Origin of the sequence: Dysgonomonas sp. HDW5A (assembly GCF_011299555.1) — a bacterium.
Taxonomy (GTDB): domain Bacteria; phylum Bacteroidota; class Bacteroidia; order Bacteroidales; family Dysgonomonadaceae; genus Dysgonomonas_A.
In genome coordinates, this window is the sequence record NZ_CP049857.1 from 3,308,083 (window position 1) to 3,329,823 (window position 21,741).

8 protein-coding genes are annotated in these 21,741 nt (G+C 39.6%); 1 reads left to right on the forward strand and 7 read right to left on the reverse strand.

Annotated features, from left to right (window positions below; genetic code table 11):
- Positions 1-819: 819 nt before the first annotated feature.
- The 7 genes from G7050_RS13890 to G7050_RS13920 form a co-directional block, all read right to left on the reverse strand.
- Positions 820-2,943, reverse strand: a complete 2,124-nt coding sequence (locus G7050_RS13890; protein ID WP_370521859.1) for an alpha-glucuronidase family glycosyl hydrolase — start codon at positions 2,941-2,943, stop codon at positions 820-822.
- 78 nt (positions 2,944-3,021) lie between these two features.
- On the reverse strand, positions 3,022-5,673 hold the full coding sequence (locus G7050_RS13895; RefSeq protein WP_166116467.1) for a glycoside hydrolase family 3 C-terminal domain-containing protein: 2,652 nt from the start codon (positions 5,671-5,673) through the stop codon (positions 3,022-3,024).
- A gap of 77 nt (positions 5,674-5,750) precedes the next feature.
- Positions 5,751-7,685 carry a sialate O-acetylesterase gene (locus G7050_RS13900; RefSeq protein ID WP_166116469.1) on the reverse strand — a complete coding sequence of 645 codons (1,935 nt, stop codon included), beginning with the start codon at positions 7,683-7,685 and terminating at the stop codon, positions 5,751-5,753.
- A 6-nt stretch (positions 7,686-7,691) separates the two neighbouring features.
- Positions 7,692-10,199 (reverse strand): glycosyl hydrolase 115 family protein, encoded by a 2,508-nt coding sequence (locus G7050_RS13905; RefSeq protein WP_166116471.1) that lies wholly within the window; start codon positions 10,197-10,199, stop codon positions 7,692-7,694.
- Between the two features lie 6 nt (positions 10,200-10,205).
- Positions 10,206-11,828, reverse strand: coding sequence for a DUF5597 domain-containing protein (locus G7050_RS13910; protein WP_166116474.1), 1,623 nt, complete (start codon positions 11,826-11,828; stop codon positions 10,206-10,208).
- Between the two features lie 161 nt (positions 11,829-11,989).
- Entirely contained in the window at positions 11,990-13,948 is a 1,959-nt protein-coding gene (locus G7050_RS13915) for a RagB/SusD family nutrient uptake outer membrane protein (protein ID WP_166116476.1), read from the reverse strand.
- 11 nt (positions 13,949-13,959) lie between these two features.
- Positions 13,960-17,019 (reverse strand): TonB-dependent receptor, encoded by a 3,060-nt coding sequence (locus G7050_RS13920; RefSeq protein ID WP_166116479.1) that lies wholly within the window; start codon positions 17,017-17,019, stop codon positions 13,960-13,962.
- 503 nt (positions 17,020-17,522) lie between these two features.
- Here G7050_RS13920 and G7050_RS13925 point away from each other — a divergent pair.
- Positions 17,523-21,653 carry a two-component regulator propeller domain-containing protein gene (locus tag G7050_RS13925; protein WP_255499152.1) on the forward strand — a complete coding sequence of 1,377 codons (4,131 nt, stop codon included), beginning with the start codon at positions 17,523-17,525 and terminating at the stop codon, positions 21,651-21,653.
- Positions 21,654-21,741: the final 88 nt, after the last annotated feature.

Sequence of the window (21,741 nt, forward strand, 5' to 3'; positions counted from 1 at the left end):
AGGCAGTAAACACAGTACTACAATAAAGTTACATTCGTTACAAAAAAGTAGACAATAACGTTACAAAAGTGACCTATCAGTGTTAGTTTTTCTGTTTTTGTAAATGACTGTAAAATAGGAGTGTAAAAATAAAAAGGTTACAAAGGTTACAAAAGTGACACTTTTTATCAGCTTATTTTTTCTTCCTCTTATATCATCAATTTATATCATTTATGTGAATCAGTAGTTGATCTGTTATGTTTAATATTCAATTATTCTAACGCACCCTTTGGGTTTGTTTTTCATTTTGTCTTGATACAAAACGAAACAAAAGATCAAGACTGTGCCTCTTTGCCCGACCCGCTACGGACTCGAAAGCTAAAACAAAAGAAAAACGTTTATCGTTGATATCCTTTTGTTTCTTAACGCTTTCATTCGCCCTACGGGTACCCCGTGCAACCGTCAAGGTCGGGGAAGCCTGACGGGCGAAAGCCACTTTCGTGCGTCAGCCCAAGTGCATCAGTGCCACAGCCGTTGGCTGACAAGCGAAGCGGGCGTAAAACTAAACGTGCCGTAAGGCAATAAGTTTAGTTTAGCCCGCAAGCTTAAGTCAGACAGGCGAGCCACGCAGCACAAAGCCTTTTTGATTCCTTTTGCGGCTTTGGGCAAAAGGAATACAAGCAATCTTTGATTGCGCGTAGTAAAAAGACAACTAAATAGAACATATAATTCCAACTACTTATTGGCTTCATTTATTGATAGATAAAAGGGGGCGACTACCCATTCGCATTATTCAGTTTCGATCTATGTGTATTTACCGATAAGTAAGTTTGACAAACTCTAATTATGATGTTTCATATCGAGTTTTATCTTTTTCAAATCGTCCAACTTATGTATGGGCAGTTCTATATCAGAAGCGATAGGACGTTTAGAAAATGTTTGAAAATAAAGCAGGCACGCATCTTTCCACCAAACAGCATCTTTTGATTGTATCTCTAATTTAGATTTTACATCGCTGAAACGTTGTTCATCTATATATGGCTGCATCTGTTCCCATGTTTTCCGAAAACCTCTGACCTGCTGCACTCCCGAATCGTATTTATAACACAACTCGTCCCACATACTACGTCCGTTTTTCATCTTATAGTTCCAAGGTATATGATGAAACCAAAGTAGTAAACTTTCGGGACAACGTGATGGATCATTATAGATTTCTTTCAAAGGTGAAAAGTATTGCGAAACAGCATTGCTTCCTGTTGAGGTACGATTAAAACCAAGTCCGATAGAGTCTGCATTGTGATAATACCAGGGCATCCAATCGGGGCGGGCATTAGGTACATCTCCCCAAGGTTCAGGACCATAATGGTGTCCGAAAGCGAATATGTGGTGTAAGCCCATCGGCATCATATAATCGACAACCGCTTCACGAGATGCGAGCATGATATCTTTTACCGGATTCACAAAGTTTTTGTCTTTCGAGAAAGTCATTTTTATCCATTCATCAGCAATCTGCTCCGAGGTCAATTGATGATCCCAAGCCAAACGCCCGAAAGCGTACCAGTTGGACTGTGCAAAATGATGTCCGCACCAATTGGTATCTTCGCCGATATTGGCAACGGCAGCAATGGCGGTCCGTTGGTGAGGTCGTAAAGTACCATCTGTTATCTTAGCAACGGTAGAGCCTTTTCCGTTCGAATAGGTATCACTATCGAGCGTTTCTTTGAAAAGGGGAGCTAAATAAGCCAGATGATTCGAAAATCCAAGATACTCCTGTGTAATCTGAAACTCTACCATCTCGGGTGTTTTCTGCATAGCTCCGAATAATGGGCTGAACGGTTCCCGAGGTTGAAAATCTATCGGACCGTTTTTAATCTGGATGATTACATTGTCTCTGAATTGTCCATCCAAAGGCATAAATTCGAGATAGGCTTGTTTTGCCCTGTCTTCGCTGCTCGGGTTGTAAACAAATGCACGCCACATTATAATACCGTTATAGGGCTTTAGGGCATCAGCCAGCATATTAGCGCCATCGGCATGGGTACGTCCGTAATCCTGAGGGCCGGGTAATCCTTCGGAATTGGCTTTTACCAAGAAGCCTCCAAAGTCGGGAATGATGCTGTATATCTCTTTTGCTTTGTCGTTCCACCATTTAATCACCTCTTTATTTAAAGGGTCTGAATCAGGTAATCCCCCTAACTCTTTGGGTGATGAGAAGTTGACTGCCAGATATACTTTTATCCCATAAGGGCGGAATATTTCTGCTAAGGCTTTTACTTTGGAGAGATATTCTTTACTCAATATCTGTGGGCTGGCATTTACATTATTTAAAACAGTTGCATTTATTCCTACCGAAGCATTTGCACGTGCATAGCCTTCGTATCGAGGCGATAGGGTATTGGGTAATTCATTCCATTTCCAAAGTGAATATCCTGCGTAGCCACGCTCGATTGTTCCATCTAGATTATCCCAATGGTTGAGTATTCTGACATCGTATTTGGGAGTTTCCTTGATATTAACCGATTCCGGCAGTTGATTTGTTTGGATCAATCTCAGAAAGTGAAACACCCCGTAAAGTACACCTATATCTGTGTTTGATGCAATAACAGTACTTTGTTTGCCTCCTTTGTTTATAGTCTGGATAATATATCCATCGTTACCTAAACCGCGAAAATCCTTTGCAGGTATTATAGAAGCAATGTTTTTGCTTTTTACAGTGCCGATAATCAAAGAGCTGTTATCGGTTGCTTTACTCGCTTCGATGTCTTTTCCTGTAAAAGATTGGGAGGCGATACTGAGTTCTTTCAGTGCTTTTTCTAAAGTTGGAGTATTTTCATCTATTGTTACTCTCGAAAAATCATAAACAGTTTCGGAAGGTGCATATCTTAACCATAGTTTACTCCCGTCTTCGGCAAAAAGCGAAAAGGAGAACATAACAAAAATAAATGTGTTTATAATATATTTCATAAGCATTAAGGTTTTAAACCTTTTAAATTGAAAATAGAGGGCAGACATTTATCTGCCCTCTTAGACTATTAAACGGAACTAGTCTTTAATGTAAAAGGTATTTCCTGTAACCTGAACTTCTTTCTGAACCACCTGTTTTAAATTGATAGCTTTGCTGTCAGGTTGTTTTCCACCTACCGAAAGCAATACTTTTCCGCTGGAAACCTGAGCCAAATTTTCTTTGTCGCGTCCAGCCATTTGTTTTGGAGTGATAGTAAATTCAACGGTTTTAGTTTCGCCTGCTTTTAGGTGAATACGTTTGAAACCCTGTAAAGCTCTGATCGGTGTTTTTAGTTTACTGTCCGGTAGAGAAACGTATAGCTGAACCACTTCGTCACCATCCATCTTGCCTGTGTTTTTCACATCTACCGAAATAGTTATATTATCACCAGACTTGATTGTTTCGGGTGCATTTTTGATAGCGTATTCAAAAGTGGAATAGCTCAATCCATATCCGAATTCATACAAAGGATCACCTTTGAAATAACGGTATGTTTTGCCTGTCATATCATAATCGCTGAAAGCAGGTATTTGCTTGATGTCTTTGTAGAATGTCAATGGCAAACGTCCCGCAGGGTTATAGTCTCCAAAAATAATATCGGCTAAAGCAGCTCCTCCCTCTTGTCCGGGATACCATGCTTCGATAATGGCAGGCATATTTTCGGCTTCCCAATTGAATGCTAGTGCACTACCATTCAGAAATACCAATACGGTTGGTTTTCCCAATTTGTGTATCTCACGAATCAGATCGGTTTGCGTACTTGGCAGTTTAATGTCCAAACGGTCGCCACCTGAGAAACCCTCTATTTTTACAGGCATTTCTTCGCCTTCCAACAAGGGACTTAATCCCATGCAAAGTACAATTAAGTCAGACGATTTAGCCAAGTCGATAGCCTCCTGTTTCAGGTTTGGCTTCGGTGTACCCCAAAGCAAACGCATAATAGCATATTCTGTATTATCCTGAACATATTCTAAGCGGATATTATAGGCTTTTCCACCCTCCAGTTTCATCAGTTCGTATACTTTACGAGGATGGTGTACGTCTTTCCATTTAGTTACTAACGAATCATTTAAATACAGATTGAATCCCGAGAATCCTTCACCTCCCAAAGCATATTCACCCGATGTGGGAGGTACAATTACACCTGTCCATCGTACCGAGAATTGATCGTATTTCATGTCTTTGAAAGGAGCAGTTGTCCACCAAATAAAATCTACATTCGGATCAACTTGCGAGTGTGCAGGTTTTCCATCCCATTTGATATTGGAGAAGTATTCAGCTTTAAGACCTTTTTGCGATTTACTTGCATCCGTAAACAGAAAGTCGGAAGGGATAGCCTCAAAATAAGGTAATTTTTCAGCCAAAGCACACCCTTGAGCATAAACGACTTCTGCATTGGGTAGTTTTTCACGCAATCCTGTTAACGGAGTCTTAGGGTTAGTAGGGTAGCCGTTGTAGTTTCCTAGCAGTACCTCTAAGTCATCTGCATTGGGTCCTATAACAGCTACCTTTTTCACCTCTTTGCTGAAAGGCAAAAGATTATTTTCATTCTTCAAAAGTACCATCGATTTGCGTGCAGCATCCAACGACAAGGCTTGATGTTCTTTGCTTTCTACCACATCATAAGGTATTTGTGCGTATTTTACATCTTTATCGTTGTCCATCATTCCTAGTTTAAACAACGCCATAAGTACACGGTGTACCGAAACATCCAATTCGGCTTCGGTAATTAAACCCTGCTCAACAGCAGCAACCAAGTGTATATATGTATCACCACAGTTGAGGTCTGTTCCTGCTTTTACTGCCATGGCTGCCGCTTCTTCGGGGGTAGCTACTACGTGGTGGGCTTTTTCTTCATAAAAATCACGAATTGCCCAACAGTCGGAAACTATATATCCTTTGAATCCCCATTTTTCACGCAACATACTTTCCAAAAATTTGTTTCCGCAACAAGGAGCTCCCCTGAAACTTTGATAAGCACACATCACCGAATATACATGAGCATCCTGTACAGTTCTTTTGAAATGAGGCAGATAGGTTTCTTCCAAATCGTAATCATTAGGCCATACATCAAACGAATGTCGTGTCGATTCGGGCCCGCTGTGAACAGCGAAATGTTTAGCTGTAGCTACCAGTTTAAGATATTTATCATCATCGCCCTGCAATCCTTTTATGAAAGGAACAGCCAGTTCAGCAGTCAAATAAGGATCTTCTCCGTATGTTTCCATTCCCCTTCCCCAACGTGGATCACGGAAAATATTGATATTCGGAGTCCAGTAGGTTAATCCTTGATAAATGCCACGCTTACCTCTCGAGGCATATTCGTGATGTTTGGCACGTGCTTCGTCCGAAATAGCGTCGGCAATACCAAACATTTCTTCGCTATCCCACATGGCAGCCATACCGATTGCCTGCGGAAAAACGGTTGCTTTACCCGAACGGGCTACACCATGCAGGCACTCGTTCCAGAAATTGTGGGCAGGCACCCCCAGACGTTCTACACCGGGGCAATCGTACCGCAGCATATTGACTTTCTCCTGCAACGTCATTCGCGATACCAAATCGGTGGCTCTTTCCTCAAAAGAAAGAGAGGTATCCTGATAGGGTTCAATCTTTTTGCTGTTGCATCCCGTCAGTGTTAAGATGCTTAGAGCAAGCAAGAAGGGTTTTAAGTTTTTTAATATTTTCATAATTATCATTATTAAGGTCTGCGACCTATTGTTACTTACTGTTTATATCTATATGGATAATAAAAAGGTCTGTGACTTTACCAATTGTCTGTTCTGAACGGACTTGATGGAAGACCTTCTTTGTTCCGTAAATTAGCTCCCTCGGGATTATCAGCCCAAGCATATCTTACGGCAACGGGATTCCTCACCTTGTCACTCCACACAATTACTTTATCCCCTTCAATTTTAGCATCTGCCCAAACAAATTGTTTGTCATCTGCTGCAATAGCAAAGCTTTTGAGCTTTTCAGTAGGGGTGAAACCATTTCCTATTTCTGTAAACGAAAGGATTATTTTATCGCCTTCTACAACCATACTTTTATATATGGGAGCTGAACTTATAACATTCGGATCTCCATATGCGATCTTCATAGCAATAAGAGCTAAGCGATGCCCGACATCTTTTTTATTTAAAGGATGAATATCGTTCCATTCGCCCAAATCGATATTAACAGCCATTCCTGTATTGGGAAGAGCTAAAGCCTTCAATTGTGACTCTCTCAACATAGCCCAGTTGCTTTCGGAAGGGTTTTCTTTCGGCTGCATAAAATTGGGAAGCTGTGCTATAATAAATGGCAGATCAGTTCTGTTCCATTTTATCCGCCAATCGTTGATTAATGCTGTCAGCAAAGTACTATATTCTGCTGGCTGGGATGTATTTGATTCGCCCTGATACCATATAATACCTTTGATAGGGTAATTGAGTAATGGTGCTATCATTGCATTGTATAACCCCATGGGTTTGTACTGAAAAAAAGTCTGAGGACGAAGAAGAGCCATTTCCACACCTACTTTATAATTCCAATTTCCTGTCAAGTCGATAAATTTGTCTCCTACGACAATCCGATAGGGTTTATCTTCTACAAAACCGCCTTTTCCTATGGAGTTAATAACACGCACTGTTACAGAGTTTTTACCTTCGTGAAGAAGCCCCAAAGGGATAGTGTAAATACGTGGAGGATACTGATACGAGGTTGTTCCTACGAACTGTCCGTTGATATATGCCGAATCACTATCCACAATGCAGCCTAAGCGAAGTACGGCAGGTTTACCGACCATTGAAGCTGGAACTTCAAATTCTTTGCGAAACCAGAACGAACCGTTTATGTTTCCGATTCCTTTATCTGCCCAATATCCGGGTAAACTGATTGTACCCCAGTCTGATATGTCGATATTGTTTTTAAACCAATTGGATATGCCCTTGTCATTTTGATTTAAGGTCGTGTACCATTGTTCTGTGATTTTTTTCTCTTCTGCTCGGATGCTATCTATATAGCCGGGTTGAGCAAATTGCTGAGCTACTTGCAAATTAGTAGGGAATTGCTTCAACGCATCTTTGCTAAGCCATGCCTCGATGGGAGAACCTCCTACACTTGAATTGAGTAGTCCGATCGGAACTTTGTATTTATCGTATAAATCTTTGGCAAAGAAGTAGGCCACTGCCGAAAAATCGAGTATGTTTTCAGGAGTTGCCGATTTCCACGAACCGCCATTTATATCGTCACTCGCTCCTGTGAAGTTGTACTTTAACGGTGTTTTTAAATATCGGATATATGGGTTATTTATCTGACTGACTTCATCCCTATATAAATCTAATACCCTACTGATAAGTGTTTCCATATTCGATTGCCCCGAACATAGCCAGACATCGCCAATCAGAATATCGTTTATCGAAATATCATTAATTTGCATCTGGTAGGGGCCTCCTGCTTTTTGAGGAGGTAGTGTAACTTCCCATTTTCCGTTTGCATCAGTAGTCGTTTTATATGACTTGTTCAAAAAGCTAATTTCAATACTTTCTCCTTTCGATGCCCATCCCCAAAGTTTTAGCTCCGTATCTCGTTGTAAAACCATACCGTCGCTAATCAGTGCGGGGAGTTTTACAGATGCTCTACCGTTAACAACGCAAAGTAAGGTGAGCAGCATTATAAATGCTACCCGTCTTATTCGTCTGTATTTATTTATTGTTTTCATTCTATATTATTTTAACGTCTTACTTTCGGGAGCACCTAAATAGCTGGGTTTTAATCCACCTAAATCGAGCATTATTTTTTGTAAAACAATTCCAGGATCTAATACTCTAAATCGAATGGTATGTAATCCACTTTTGTCGATTCGAAAGTTTGTTATGGACTCAATAATACTGTTGGCAACCCAATTTTCTCTTTCCCTTTCGGTAAAGGTTTGATTGAAGTTTACGATTTGTTCCTCACCTCCATCAATAGATACCGCATAACGTAACCCTTTATTTGAATTAAAATTGAGGGTAGGGGATAGTAAAACAATCAAACGGGCATTACCCGTACTTGTCAGGTTGACATCGTATTCCAGATATACGTTATCGCCTTCTTGAGGGATAGCCGTTACAGGAAAAGTAGTTATAGCCGAAAGCGTTTTTCCCAAATCGGGGATCACTTTCCACGATATATTATTACCGTTTTTTTGACGTGTAAAATGTTCAGCTTCGATAGATACATAACCATCCGTTTCAGAGAATACTTTTTCTTTCATCTCCATTGTTGTCATAATATATTCAACACGAGGCATTACACTCTTTTCGGGTTGTTGCCAATAAGTATATCCAATACGGATTTGATCCATCATATGAGCCCATTTTCCACCTGCAATACTTTGGTTGTAATGAACTGTCAGGATAGAGTCTCTTTCGAAACATTCTTTCGCTTTATTTGCCCAGTAATTTGCCTGAATGTCTTGCTTTTCGGCATAGTATCGGTTCTTAGCTACGGCAAAATACATTTCATACAGATTAGAACAGGCATTAATAGGAAATAATACCAATTGATCGAAAGCGTCTTTGTAATTATTCGGAATCACATTATATAAACGCATAGCATCTATAACCAGATTTCTGTAATCGTTGACAACAGTTTCAAATTCATTGTAGTTTGCGAGGCTGTATGTTTTTTCGTTCAATAATTCGGGTGTAACTCTGCGATTGTATTTCGTGTAGAGATTTATCAGACGTGCCGATTCTTTAGCGTATTTTTCGCCGAATTGTTGTGCACACCATTCCTCGGTATGTTGTACGAGATTATCTGCATTGAATCGGTTGGGATTCCAAGCCATATCCAGAAAGAAACTGATCGGGTATTCCATGGGTTTAAGATCACCTACATTTACGACCCATATTTTATCGACACCGTATTGGTAAGTGAGGTTCATTTGTTCCCAGATACGTTGTACTTGGCTGACATTAATCCATTTATAATTGCGAGGTCCGCCTACGTAATCGAAATGATAATACATTCCGTATCCGCCTTTTCGTTTAGGAGCATTGAGGTCGGGAAGTTTACGAACGTTTCCCCAATTGTCGTCACATAATAACAATGTAATATCATCGGGAACACGCATTCCTTTGTCGTAATAGTCCTGCACTTCTTTGTACAAAGCCCATACTTGTGGAACAGTTTCAGCTTTTTTGCCAGTTACTTTCGAAATGATAGTGCGTTGGTCTTTTACTATTTTTTGAAGCAGGTCGATGTTACTTTCTTCACTCATCGGTTCGTCGCCATCACCACGCATGCCTATCGTAATAAGTGATTCCCAATCTTTAGCCCGTTCGATGCCCGATGTCCAGAATTTACGTAGAACTTCACCGTTCTTTTTATAGTCCCAAGCACCTTCTCCACGTCTTTTCCAGTCTTGTTGAGCCAATGCCATCGGTTCATGGTGCGAAGTACCCATCACAATGCCATATTCATCTGCTAAAGGTCCATTAAGAGGGTCATCGTCATAAAATGCACTTCCCCACATGGCTGGCCATAGGAAATTCCCCTTCAAGCGAAGAATCAATTCGAATACCTTTTCGTAAAACTGATGATTGAATCCCCCGAAAGTAGCTTTACTCCATCCTGATAGAGCCGGAGCTTCGTCATTCAAGAAGATACCTCGATATTGTACGGCTGGTTCTCCTTCGGTATATGTTCCGGGTTTTACATATAAGTTTTTTTGATTTACCACCGGTACATCTGCCCAATAGTACCAAGGCGACACACCGATCTGTGACGATAATTCATAAACACCGTATATAGTTCCCCGTTTGTCGCTGCCTGCAATCACTAAGGCAGCGTCTACTCCGTCTATGGGATTCATTACCGTTTTCAGAATGTACTTTTCGTTTTTTCCTGTTAAGTCTTTAGCTTCTATTTTTCCTGTTTGTATCAGTTTATCTATTGTAGCCGATTTACCGACAGTGCCAATAATTAAGGCAAATTTTGCAGCCCCTTGTTGAGGTGTATTTCCTGTTACTATCCGAAAATCTTCTTTCAGATCATTTACCGCACGCAGCACACCCTTATAGTCCGAATCATCAGTAAGAATAGAAACAGGTCTGCCATCCACAGCCAAAGGAAAGTAAGAAGCATTCTTTTGAGTAGAGACAAACTTTTCTTTATCGGAAGCTGATATCGTTGTTTGAAAAACAAGAATCAGTAAGCATATAATCAGGTATAATTTCTTTTTCGTCATAGTTTTTTATTTATAGTCATACAGTTTCACGTATTGAATACTCCATTCACCTGCCGGAATACGCAAATGTCTGCCCTGATGGTCTTGGTCTCCGTTCATACGACGCAGAGGTCTCATTTTACCATCGTTGAATTCTACTTCATCTATAATCCCGATTCCCGTTTGTGTACCGTCTTTTTTTGTGTTGCCAAATGTAACAACTACGCCTGTTCCCGCTACAAGATATTCATTTTTTGAGAGTTCTATTATCAAAGCCCCTGTTTCGGGCCATTTATTTCCGTCTTTTGCCTGTGGATTCCAACCTAATGTATAATCGTGTTTAAATGTGAATGTATATCCGTTTCTTTCGATAGTACGTTCTTTTTGTTCACTGTCGAACCAGAATCCGTTAGTTTTTCCTTCTCCCTGCTTTTCGGATAAAAGAGGTAATATCTGGCGTAATATTTTATAACTTTTAGTCAAAGGATATTCTTCGGGATTTGTTACACTTTCTATTGAAAATGGGCTGAAGCCCATAGTATCGTGTTCTCCGAAAGCATAGAAAACCCGTGCGGCATTTTCTTCTGCCAATCTGATTTCAGGTATAAATAAAGGATTCCCGTTTACATGGTATTGTTTGCACCAGTCGGTAAATCCGGGGTCATAAATATCGGGAGCAAGGAAATCTATTGCCGGAGCAGAAGCCCGCCAAATATCGAGAAGGTGAGCCAGAGGCCCTGCACTCGGATAAGCTCCCGGTTTGCGTCCTCTGCTATTGAGTGCTGCATTCAGATACATCGGTAAATTGTAAGCATTTTTGCCCGATTGTGCTACTTCCTGAATAAATAAGCCGTAGTTCCAAGCCATGAATATTTCATCAGTTTCCAGTCCTTCACCGAAAAGTTCAGTCCATGTTCCTTTTGTTTTAAAGCCGTTCTTTTCCCATCTATCCAAAAGCTGAGGGCGAAGGCTTTGTTTATTTTTTACTAAATAATCGACCAATTGCTTAGGAACCTCCGATGTAAATAGTTTGTTGGCTTCTTTACTGTAATCTCTGGCATCTTCAATCATACCGATCTCATTTTCGACTTGTACCATAATAACGGTTTGTTGCGTTTTATCCACTTCGGCTAAATGATTCATGAAATGTTTAAATGCACGTTTGTCAAGCTCCAGATTATTTTGACTGAAAGCACTTAATATTTCCAATGGTTGCCCCGATTTTGTAACGGCACGCGGATATTTTTGATAATTTTCTTTAACCCACATTGGTGCATAACACGACATACTGTTTTTCCAGACTCCAAACCAGAGAAATACAATTTTCAGGTCGTGTTTACGTGCCAGTTCGATAATACCATCGACCAGTGTATAATCGTATTTGCCTTCTTCTGATTCTATGAGTTCCCAATAGGCGGGCACGAGCATTGTATTTAATTTCATTTTCTGGAGTTTTTCGCATACCCACTGCATGTCTTCCAAAGAAGAGGCTGTTGAGTTGCCCAATTCTCCTCCTAGTATTAAGTACGGATTGTCTTTTACGATTAGCTGTGTAGCCGTACCTTTCTTTTGCAGATAGGGTGTTTTCTGAGCTTGAGAAACAACCGTAAAAAGGAAAAATAATGCTAAAACGATATATTTTGTTCTCATAGTATTAAGTAGCGTTAAATATTTAATGCGATATTTCATCAACATAACTGTCTCTATTTTTTGATGCTTGCCAAAGCAATAAAAAGTCTGAGACCACAGATTCTTTATGTAATGAGAAATCAGCCGGACGAACCGAATCGTCCGGCTGATTTACAGGATAGTTATTTATAGCCTGGATTCTGATAAGCCGCTTTTTCGGCAGCAGGCATCTCCATACCGTCAATCTGACCTTGAGGAATCGGACGTAGGTAATGATATGCTTGAATATCGCGGGTTACTTTCACAGGAGTATGATCTCCAACAGCGGTACCGCAAATTTCATAGGTTGCAGCAAGTTCACCCCATTTTTGAGTACGTACCAAATCGTGCCAGCGATAACCTTCGCCATAAAATTCGCGAGAACGTTCGGCTAAAATGTAGTCAATGGTGATTGTGGCAGGAGTTGCGGCAATCATTGCAGCACTATTGTCCTGAACTTTAGCCTTATTACCGTTGTTACTCCAACGCCAGATACCTGCACGTGCACGAAGTACATTAACCAATTCTCTGGCACTTTTTCCACTTACTGTAACTGCACCTTTTACTGCAGCTTCGGCTGCTACCAGATAAAGTTCGGAGAACTTGGCTACAGGAAAAGGACGAGTGATACTACCGTTCGGTTGTCCGAGTCCGGTTCCATTATCTGTCCGATAAGTACCTATTTTCCAAAGATTCGGGTAAGCATATCTGCTGATGCCGCTTGGGGCTATCACAAAGTCCGCTCTTCCCGGTAATATACCTGCACCTACGTTGCTTTTGTAAACAGAGTTGGAGTAATCGATATTTGTAGCCGGTTCTTCGTCAAGAAAAGAAAGGATAGCATCGCCCGGATATACTTTTATGCCATTAGCATTATACAAAAACTCATTTTTTACGCCGCCCTTATCCCAGTTACCGCGGAAAGAAGTGACAAATGTACCATCGTAGCGAGAGTCGTTGGTTTTATCGTTAAATGTCTTTTTCACGACGTCAATAGTAGGAGCCATACATTTCCATGGACGTCCGTAAGCTTGTGCTGCTTCACGCTGAACGGATCTTATTTTAGTTCCGCTCCAATCCGTATTAGGTGCACTTTCGAGGAATGTGTAATCCCATGTAACCATCCAGACAGCAAAATTTCCGGGAGATGTACCGGTGTTATAGGAGTGGCTCGACTCGCCATCGTAATATTCGCTTGACTCGGTATGATCTGCATATAATAACATCTCCTTATTCCGGTCGTTTTGAGCTAAGTTGACATCATAGTATGTTTGTTGCAAACCAAAAGGTCCCGGATTGTCAATAGCAGTTGTTGCTACATTATATGCTTGCTGATAATACCATTGTGCATCATGTCCATCAAGATCTGTTCGGGCTGCTTCGGGATAAGTAGGTATATTTTTCGGATTTTCGAGCCACCAGCCATACGTTAGATAAGCTTTTGCCAAGAACAATCGGGCAGCAGTTTTGGTGATACCTCCGGTAACACGTCCTGCATCCGGCAAATCGTTTATTGCGATTACCAAGTCGGGAAATATTGCTTTGGTATATACTTCGGGCACGGTATTGCGAGCCGAAAAGCGTGAAGTGGATACATTGAACTTCAGCTCTCCCGAACCTAAATCCAAAGGCACTCCACCAAAAGTTTGTACGAGCATGAAATAATCGAATGCTCTGAAAAATCGGGCTTCAGCAACTAAGGCTGCCGAAATAGTTTTTACTTCGACTGCGTTTTCGATAATACCATTGGCTGTGTTGATATCTGAATATGCCCTGTTCCATAGTACATCCGCACGGCTGCTGGAGGGTGTAATTGAGCCTACCCCCGAAAGATCGAGATCTTTGTAGTTGCCATCTGCACCGTGTCCGTATGTATATTCGTCGGTTCCGGTTTCGCAAGCGTTAAGCCAATACCCATTTCCATATACGTATCGTAAATTAGCATACAGTGAGGTTACTCCTCCAATAACACCTTTTTCGGTTTTGAAATATTCAGGGGTATAAATACCACGTGGGGTTTCTTCCAGAATATCGGAGCATCCTATAAGGAGAGATGCCAAAAGAACTGTTGAAATATATTTTTTTATATGTATTCGTTTCATGTCGATCTTTTTTAGAATGTTACATTTAAGCCTATCAGGTAGTTGCGGGTCGATGGACTATTGGTTCCTATAACCAGAAGACGTTTTTTGTATGCAGTAGTAACTGCCTGATTCTCGTCACCAAGAGAGTTGGTTTCAGGATCCATGCCCGACTCATCGTGGTACGGAGAGAATAGTACAAACGGGTTCTGTATGGTCGTATAAATGTAGAGCTTGTTAACACCAAGGCTTCTGGTTAGTTGTGAGTTGAAATTATAGCCCAGTGTAATATTGCGTACTTTCAGGTATGATGCATCGAAGTAACCAAGAGTACTACCGTATTTAGGGTTGTTGCTACTCTCTATACCTCCGGGTTTGGGATATTGGGCGTCTGTATTTTCGGGAGTCCAATAATCTACTTTGACATTGTTTCTTCGTCCGCTCAACATATTCAGGTATCCTGCTGAAGAATAGATAGAGCTAATCAAAATACCTCCTCTTTGGAAAGCACCTATAACACTTAAATCAAATCCTTTGTAAGCTACACGGGTATTGAAACCTCCTTGAAAATCAGGATTTACATTCATTATTTGTCTATCGCTGGCATTAATTTGTCTTTTGGGTGAACCATCTTCATTAAACTCACCCGTGTATTTTACTTTAATCATACCCGCATTTCCTCCGGGTTCCAAAATATCACGATACTTGTCGCCTTCCTGCCAGAGACCTATTTTCTCATAGTCGTATATGACATCAATGGGATGACCAACAAACCACCAGTTACTTTCATCTCTTGTTTGCCCCGAAGCTAGTGAAACTAGTTTATTGCGGTTGGCATAAAGGTTGACACCAACGTCCCAACTCCAGCCGTTATAATTATCCAATACAGTTCCGTTGAGTGTAAGCTCAAATCCTTTGTTTTGCGATTTTCCGACATTGGCCATATAACTGCCTACGCCTGCTGTTGAGGGAAGATTTACGCTAAGCAAAAGATCCTTTGTGTTTTGTATATAATATTCGGCACTACCTGAAATTCGGCCGTTCAGAAAAGAAAAGTCTACACCATAGTTCCATGTTTCAGAATATTCCCAACCTAAATTCGGATTTGGAAGTTCCGAAACATAATACCCCACGGTATTGTATTCACCAAAATTGTATGGTCTGGTACTTAAACGTCCAAGAGTTTTGTAGGACGAAATAGATTCATTGGAGGTTTGTCCATATCCTACTCTTAATTTCAGGTTATCTAACCAAGTAACACCATCCATAAATACTTCTTTTTTGACATTCCAACCGGCAGATACAGCAGGATAAGTATGCCATTTATTTCCCGGAGCCAATCTTGATGAGGCATCGGATCTAAATGCAACACTTAGCATATAGCGGTCATCATAAGAGTACATGGCACGTCCCATCCATGACATCAAGCCACTTCTGTAATAGTCCTGATCGCCCGGTTTAACAGCAATTTCGCCTGTTGCATGTCCCAAATTATAGAACTGAAAGGCATCTGAAGGAATACCCTGAGCCGACATCTGCGATTTATTATATTGAGTTTCTTCGGCTGAATACAATGCAACTACATTTAGCGAATGTTTTTCAGCAAATACCCGGTCATAAGTTACCAGATTTTCGACTGCCCAGTTGGTTGTATGTGTATTAGATACCGATGCGGTTGAAGGTGTTGTGGGAGTGGCACTGAATACACCTTCTCCTGTATAACTTCCTCCGTTGTTTTGACGATAGTTCAAGCCTAAGTTAAGCCTGTATTTCAAACCCTCCACACCCGGAATTTTTACTTCTCCGTAGATGGTATTGTATGATCCGAATGCACGGGTCTGATCGATCCATTTGTCACCAAGCGCATCTATTGTTTCTCTTGAATATACCCACTGCTCGTCACTAGCCATTCTTATGGTTCTTCTCCATGTGCCGTCTTCGTTATAAGGATTAGAGATTGGTGTGGCACTTAGGGTATTATACAAGCCTAAATTTCCTCCATTGGAGACAGAATAGTTATTATTTGTAATGAATCCGAATTTCAAGTTTTGACCTATTCCCTGATCAAGCGTACCACGCATCGAATAGCGGGTGAAGTTTTGTTGGGGTAATAACGACTCGTCCCGAAAATAACCAAGGCTGAAATTGTAACTTCCTTGTTCGGTTCCACCTAAAACGCTTAAATCGTGATTGGTTACCATACTATTTTCATACATAAGGTCTTGCCAGTCGGTATTCGTATTATTAGATTCGTCTTCTCCGTTTTGAGTAAACATTCCTGCAAACTCACGAAGTTTAACAAACTCCTCTCCATTCATCATCGGGTATCTGGCAAAAAGAGTTTTCATCCCGACAAATCCATTGTAATTTACCGCTGCTTTTGCTCCCATTTGCCCCTTATTACTTGTAACCAACAGAACCCCGTTTGCCCCACGTGAACCGTAAATGGCTGTTGCGGAAGCATCTTTCAGGATATCGATACTTTTAATATCACTGGGGTTAATGTCGCTCATACTTCCGGCAAATGGAATACCGTCAAGAACAATAAGAGGGTCATTACTGGCACTCAAAGAACGTGTACCACGAATACGAATCTGCATCGAAGCACCCGGTTTAGATGATGTTTGCGACATATCTACTCCGGCAAGACGACCATATAACGCCGACGAAACATCGGAGGCTGCCATTTCACGAATTGCATCTCCTTTTATTGAAGCCACAGATCCTGTTACAGCCTCTTTTCGCTGAGTACCATAACCGATAACTACCACCTGATCAAGTGCCTTTACATTTTCTTGTAATACAATATCAATTTTGGTTCTTCCTGTTACATCCACTGTTTGGGAGACATATCCTAAATATGAAAAATCAAGTTTAGCTTTAGAAGAAACGTTCAATGTATACTGTCCGTCCAGATCGGTGACAACGCCATTGGAGGTTCCTTTTTCAATCACACTTACACCAATAAGCGGATCGCCTTTGGCATCTTTCACTATTCCTTTTACGGATATATTCTGTGCAAACAGCCACAGGGGAATAAAGAGGAATAAAAGTAAAACCCGAATGGGTTTCGAAACAATAATGTCTTTCATGATGTTGGTAATAAAATTAATAATTGAGAGGTTATTGGGTCATAAGTTCGCAGAACTATTTATTGCTTTGGTAAGCAAAACAGCGATAGGTTGTTATACCTTTAAAATATATCATTAAATATTTTCTTTTACTTATAAGGACATATTTCGGAATGTGTTATGCTATTTTTTACAGAGATTTAGATTTATAAGATTTAACATTTTTTACAACGTTTCGAAATTATGAATAAATATGTTATTGCATCGTCTAAAATGTATCTTATTATGTTGATGCTGTAACATGTTTTATGTGCTCGTTACATTTTGTTTCGTATGTGTTACATCTTATTGTTCATGGTATGATAAGTCCTGTTTTTTGAGACTTTAAGCATCTTTTTTTCTTTGATATTTAGAATATTCATTTATATTTGAAGCTATACTTTTATACATTCTTAAGAAATCTAATATCCCTCCATCTTTACAGTTTTGATTTATCCTGAAATTGAAAGGTTTATTGTGGAAATATGGAAAGAATCAATCTATTACCAATGAAAAAACCGGCAACCTTATTACTCATTTTTCTAATAAGTATTCTATTTAATCAGGGGCTTACTGCCCAGAACCGTGAATATTATTCTACCGACAATGGATTATCTAACAGTCTTATCAATCAGATTTATCAGGATCGCAGAGGCTTTATCTGGATTGCTACCGAATATGGTCTGAATAGGTTTGATGGTATTAATTTTACAATCTATAAGCATATTGACGGAGATTCTACTTCGCTTAAACATAACTATGTACGCACTTTATTTGAAGACAGTTCAGGTAATTTTTACGTAGGTACTATATTGGGGCTTATGAAGTACGATTGGGCTACAGATTCATTTAAAGATATAAAGATGTATCGTGAAGGTAAGCTTGTACGTCCTCATGTAATTTCTATTATTGAAACTCATAATGGAGATATTTGGCTGACAACTTCGGGGCAAAGCGTTTTTATATTGAAAAAAGGAACGGATGATGTTTTCTCTGACCCCGTATTGACCAAGTCTTTGAGTAGTAATTTTCTGAATTGTATTTTTCAGGATTCCAAGTTCAATATATGGATAGGTTCCGAAAATGACGGACTCAACTGTTATGATCCCCGAACAAAGAAAACTACTGTATTTAAAGCATCGCATGGTATTAATAGCAACAATATATCGGCTATAAAAGAAGATATTGAAGGAAATATTTATGTGGGCACGCTTACGCAGGGGATCAGCAAATACAATCCGAAGACACAAACTTTTGATCCTATTTTATATAAGGGGAGCACACAGTTGCTTGTCAGCTCGTTAATGATAAATAAGGAGGATCAGCTATATATCGGAACAGACGGGCAGGGCTTGATGATGTACAATCGCGAGAAAAATATAATAGAAGATTATGAAGTCAACTCTCCTCCTTTTGATTTTTCTAAAGGTAAGATCCATTCTATCTTACAGGATAAGGATCAGAATTTATGGTTGGGGATTTTTCAGAAAGGAGTAATTTTTATTCCCGTTTTAGAGAATAAGTTTAATTATTACGGTTACAAGTCATTCAAAAATAATCCTATCGGATCTAGTTGTGTTACTGCAATTTATAAAGATAAAGAAGGGATTACATGGATAGGCACCGACAATGATGGTATTTACGGTATAAATAATAATGGGGCAAGGATTGCTCATTTCTATCGGACAGCTTCTCCCAATTCGGTTCCTAATATAATACATTCTATTTTCGAAGATTCATCGGGCGATATATGGTTGGGTTCTTATGCAAACGGATTGGCTAAGTTTAATCAAAAAACAGGATATTGTGACTATATTAAACGTTTTAGCAATGAAAAAGTGTATTGCATAACCGAAGACAAAAATAAGAATCTCCTTATCGGTACATACGGTTCGGGTTTTTTAGTTTTGGATAAAGAGGGGAACGAACTGAACCATTACGAATCCTCTAAAAATGAAAATGATAGCCTTTCGGTTGATGAATTATCAAATGATTGGGTTAATTATATGATTTGCGACCGAGACGGTTTCATCTGGATAGGTCATTATAAAGGAGTTAGTTGTTTTGATCCCTCTAACAAAACATTTCTGCCCTATTTGGGTAAGAATAATTTATTGCCAGGTACTGTAGTACTGTCTTTATTGGAGGATAAAGCCGGAAAAATATGGATAGGAACCTCGTCCGGCTTATATTGTTTTGATAAACAGTCTCAGCAAATGAAATCGTATACTACCAAAAACGGATTGTCAAACGATGTGATATGCGGTATTGCAGAGGACGACCAAAATAATATCTGGATAAGTACTTATAATGGGATCAGTAAATTTAATAGTAAGGATAATCGTTTTATCAATTATTATGCAAGCGATGGGTTGCAGGGCAACGAATTTACACGAGGGGCAGTATTTAATGATAACAGCGGGGAACTATTCTTTGGAGGTATCAATGGAGTGACAAGTTTTAATCCGAAAGAAATAGTGGAGGAGAAGCGGGAGTTAAATATCTTATTAACGAACTTCTATCTGTTTAATCAGCCGATAAAAAAGGGTGATAAATCGGGAGGTAATGAGATTGTTTCAACGTCCGTTTTAGATGCCGATTCATTTACATTATCTTATTCGGATAATACATTCAGCTTTGAGTTTTCGACTCTTGATTTTATTAATCCCGAACGGATATCTTATCAATATATGATTGAGGGTTTAAACTCAGAGTGGATGAGTACTTCTCCCGGAATCAGCAGAGTAACATACAATAATTTGCCTTCGGGGACTTATACATTTAAGGTAAGAGCTTACGATAATGACAATTATTCGCCTGTCAAAACCATTCGTATTATCATTACTCCTCCCTGGTACAAAACCGTTTGGGCGTATGGAGCGTATGCAATTTTATTTATTTTCTTAGTATATGGAATAGTGGGATATCTTTTTTCGAGGATTCGTTACAAGCAGGAAATGATGGAGAAAGATCATGCTGAAAGAATCAGTGAAGCTAAATTGCAGTTCTTTATTAATATTTCGCATGAGATCAGAACTCCAATGACATTAATTATTAATCCATTGGAGAAGTTGATTTCGGAAAATAAGGATGTGGAGAAGCAAAAAGTGTATATGATGATTTATCGAAATTCGCAACGTATACTCCGGTTAATCAATCAATTGATGGATATTCGAAAACTCGATAAAGGACAGATGCGGCTTAAATGCCGTGAAACGGATATAGTCGGATTTATTGATGACTTAATGCTGACTTTTGAATATCAGGCGAAACGGAGAAATATTGACTTCTCATTTGAACATGAGGATAAGTTGCTGAAAGTATGGATCGATCTGAATAATTTCGATAAAGTGTTGCTGAATATCTTTTCGAATGCTTTTAAATATACTCCTGAGTACGGAAAGATTACCGTAAAACTGACAACAGGTACAACCACTTCAACCAGAGGTCCGTTGAAAGAGTACTTTGAAATAAGTGTGTCGGACACCGGTATTGGGCTTGATAAGGACAAAATAGAAAAAATATTTGAACGATTCTACCAGATAAACAACGATCAGACTAATTCCAATTTTGGTACGGGTATAGGTTTGCATCTCTCACGTTTGTTAGTCGAGTTACATCATGGGGTTATATATGCCGAAAACAGAACCGATAAGCATGGAAGTCATTTTGTTATTCGCCTGCCTTTAGGCTGTGCTCATTTTAATCAGGAAGAACTTCAGATTTTCGATGAAAGTGAATCTTTGATTGAAAATCGTGCAGCAATCAGAACTGAAACAAGTAATAAATTCGAAGAAGAGTTTGAGGAAGATACAGCCAAAAGGACTAAATCGAGGACAAAATACCGTATTCTGATCGTTGAAGACGAAGACGAAATAAGACAATATATGAGAGATGAGCTATCGTCTGAATACCGTATTAAGGAATGTAAGAATGGGAAAGAAGCTCTCGAATACATACTGAAAGAGAAGCCCGATTTAATTATCAGCGATGTAATGATGCCCGAAATGGATGGTATTGCCCTTAGTCGAAGAATAAAGCAAAACATCAATATAAATCATATTCCCATTATATTGTTGACTGCTAAATCGAAAACCGAGGATAAGCTCGAAGGGTTAGAAATTGGTGCAGATGCCTATCTGGTGAAACCTTTTAATACCGATATTTTAAAGCAAACGATAAGCAATCTGATTGCAAATAGGGAGCGGTTGAAAAGTAAATTTACAGGTAGTCAGCAACAGGAAGATAAGATAGATAAGATAGAAATGAAGTCTGCCGATGAAATCTTAATAGAAAAGGTGATGAAGGTTATCAATGCAGACCTTTCCAATCCCGATCTGAATGTGGAAATGCTTGCAAGCAGTGTTGGAATAAGCCGTGTGCATATGCACCGAAAACTAAAGGAACTAACGAACCAATCGGCTCGTGATTTTATTCGGGGAATAAGGCTTAAGCAGGCGGCTACATTGTTGACAAGTAAAAAGCTGTCTGTTTCGGAAGTGGCTTATGCTACGGGATTTTCCAACTTATCGCATTTCTCTAATTCATTTAAGGAATTCTATGGAATGTCGCCTTCGGAGTATATTAATGCGAATCTTTCGCCGGAGTCTGATTAATAGATGATAATGTAAATGATGGAACAAATGTTCTATTTTTCATTACGCTCAGTACAAAGCCTTTTTGATTTAAGCTTGCATTCTAAAC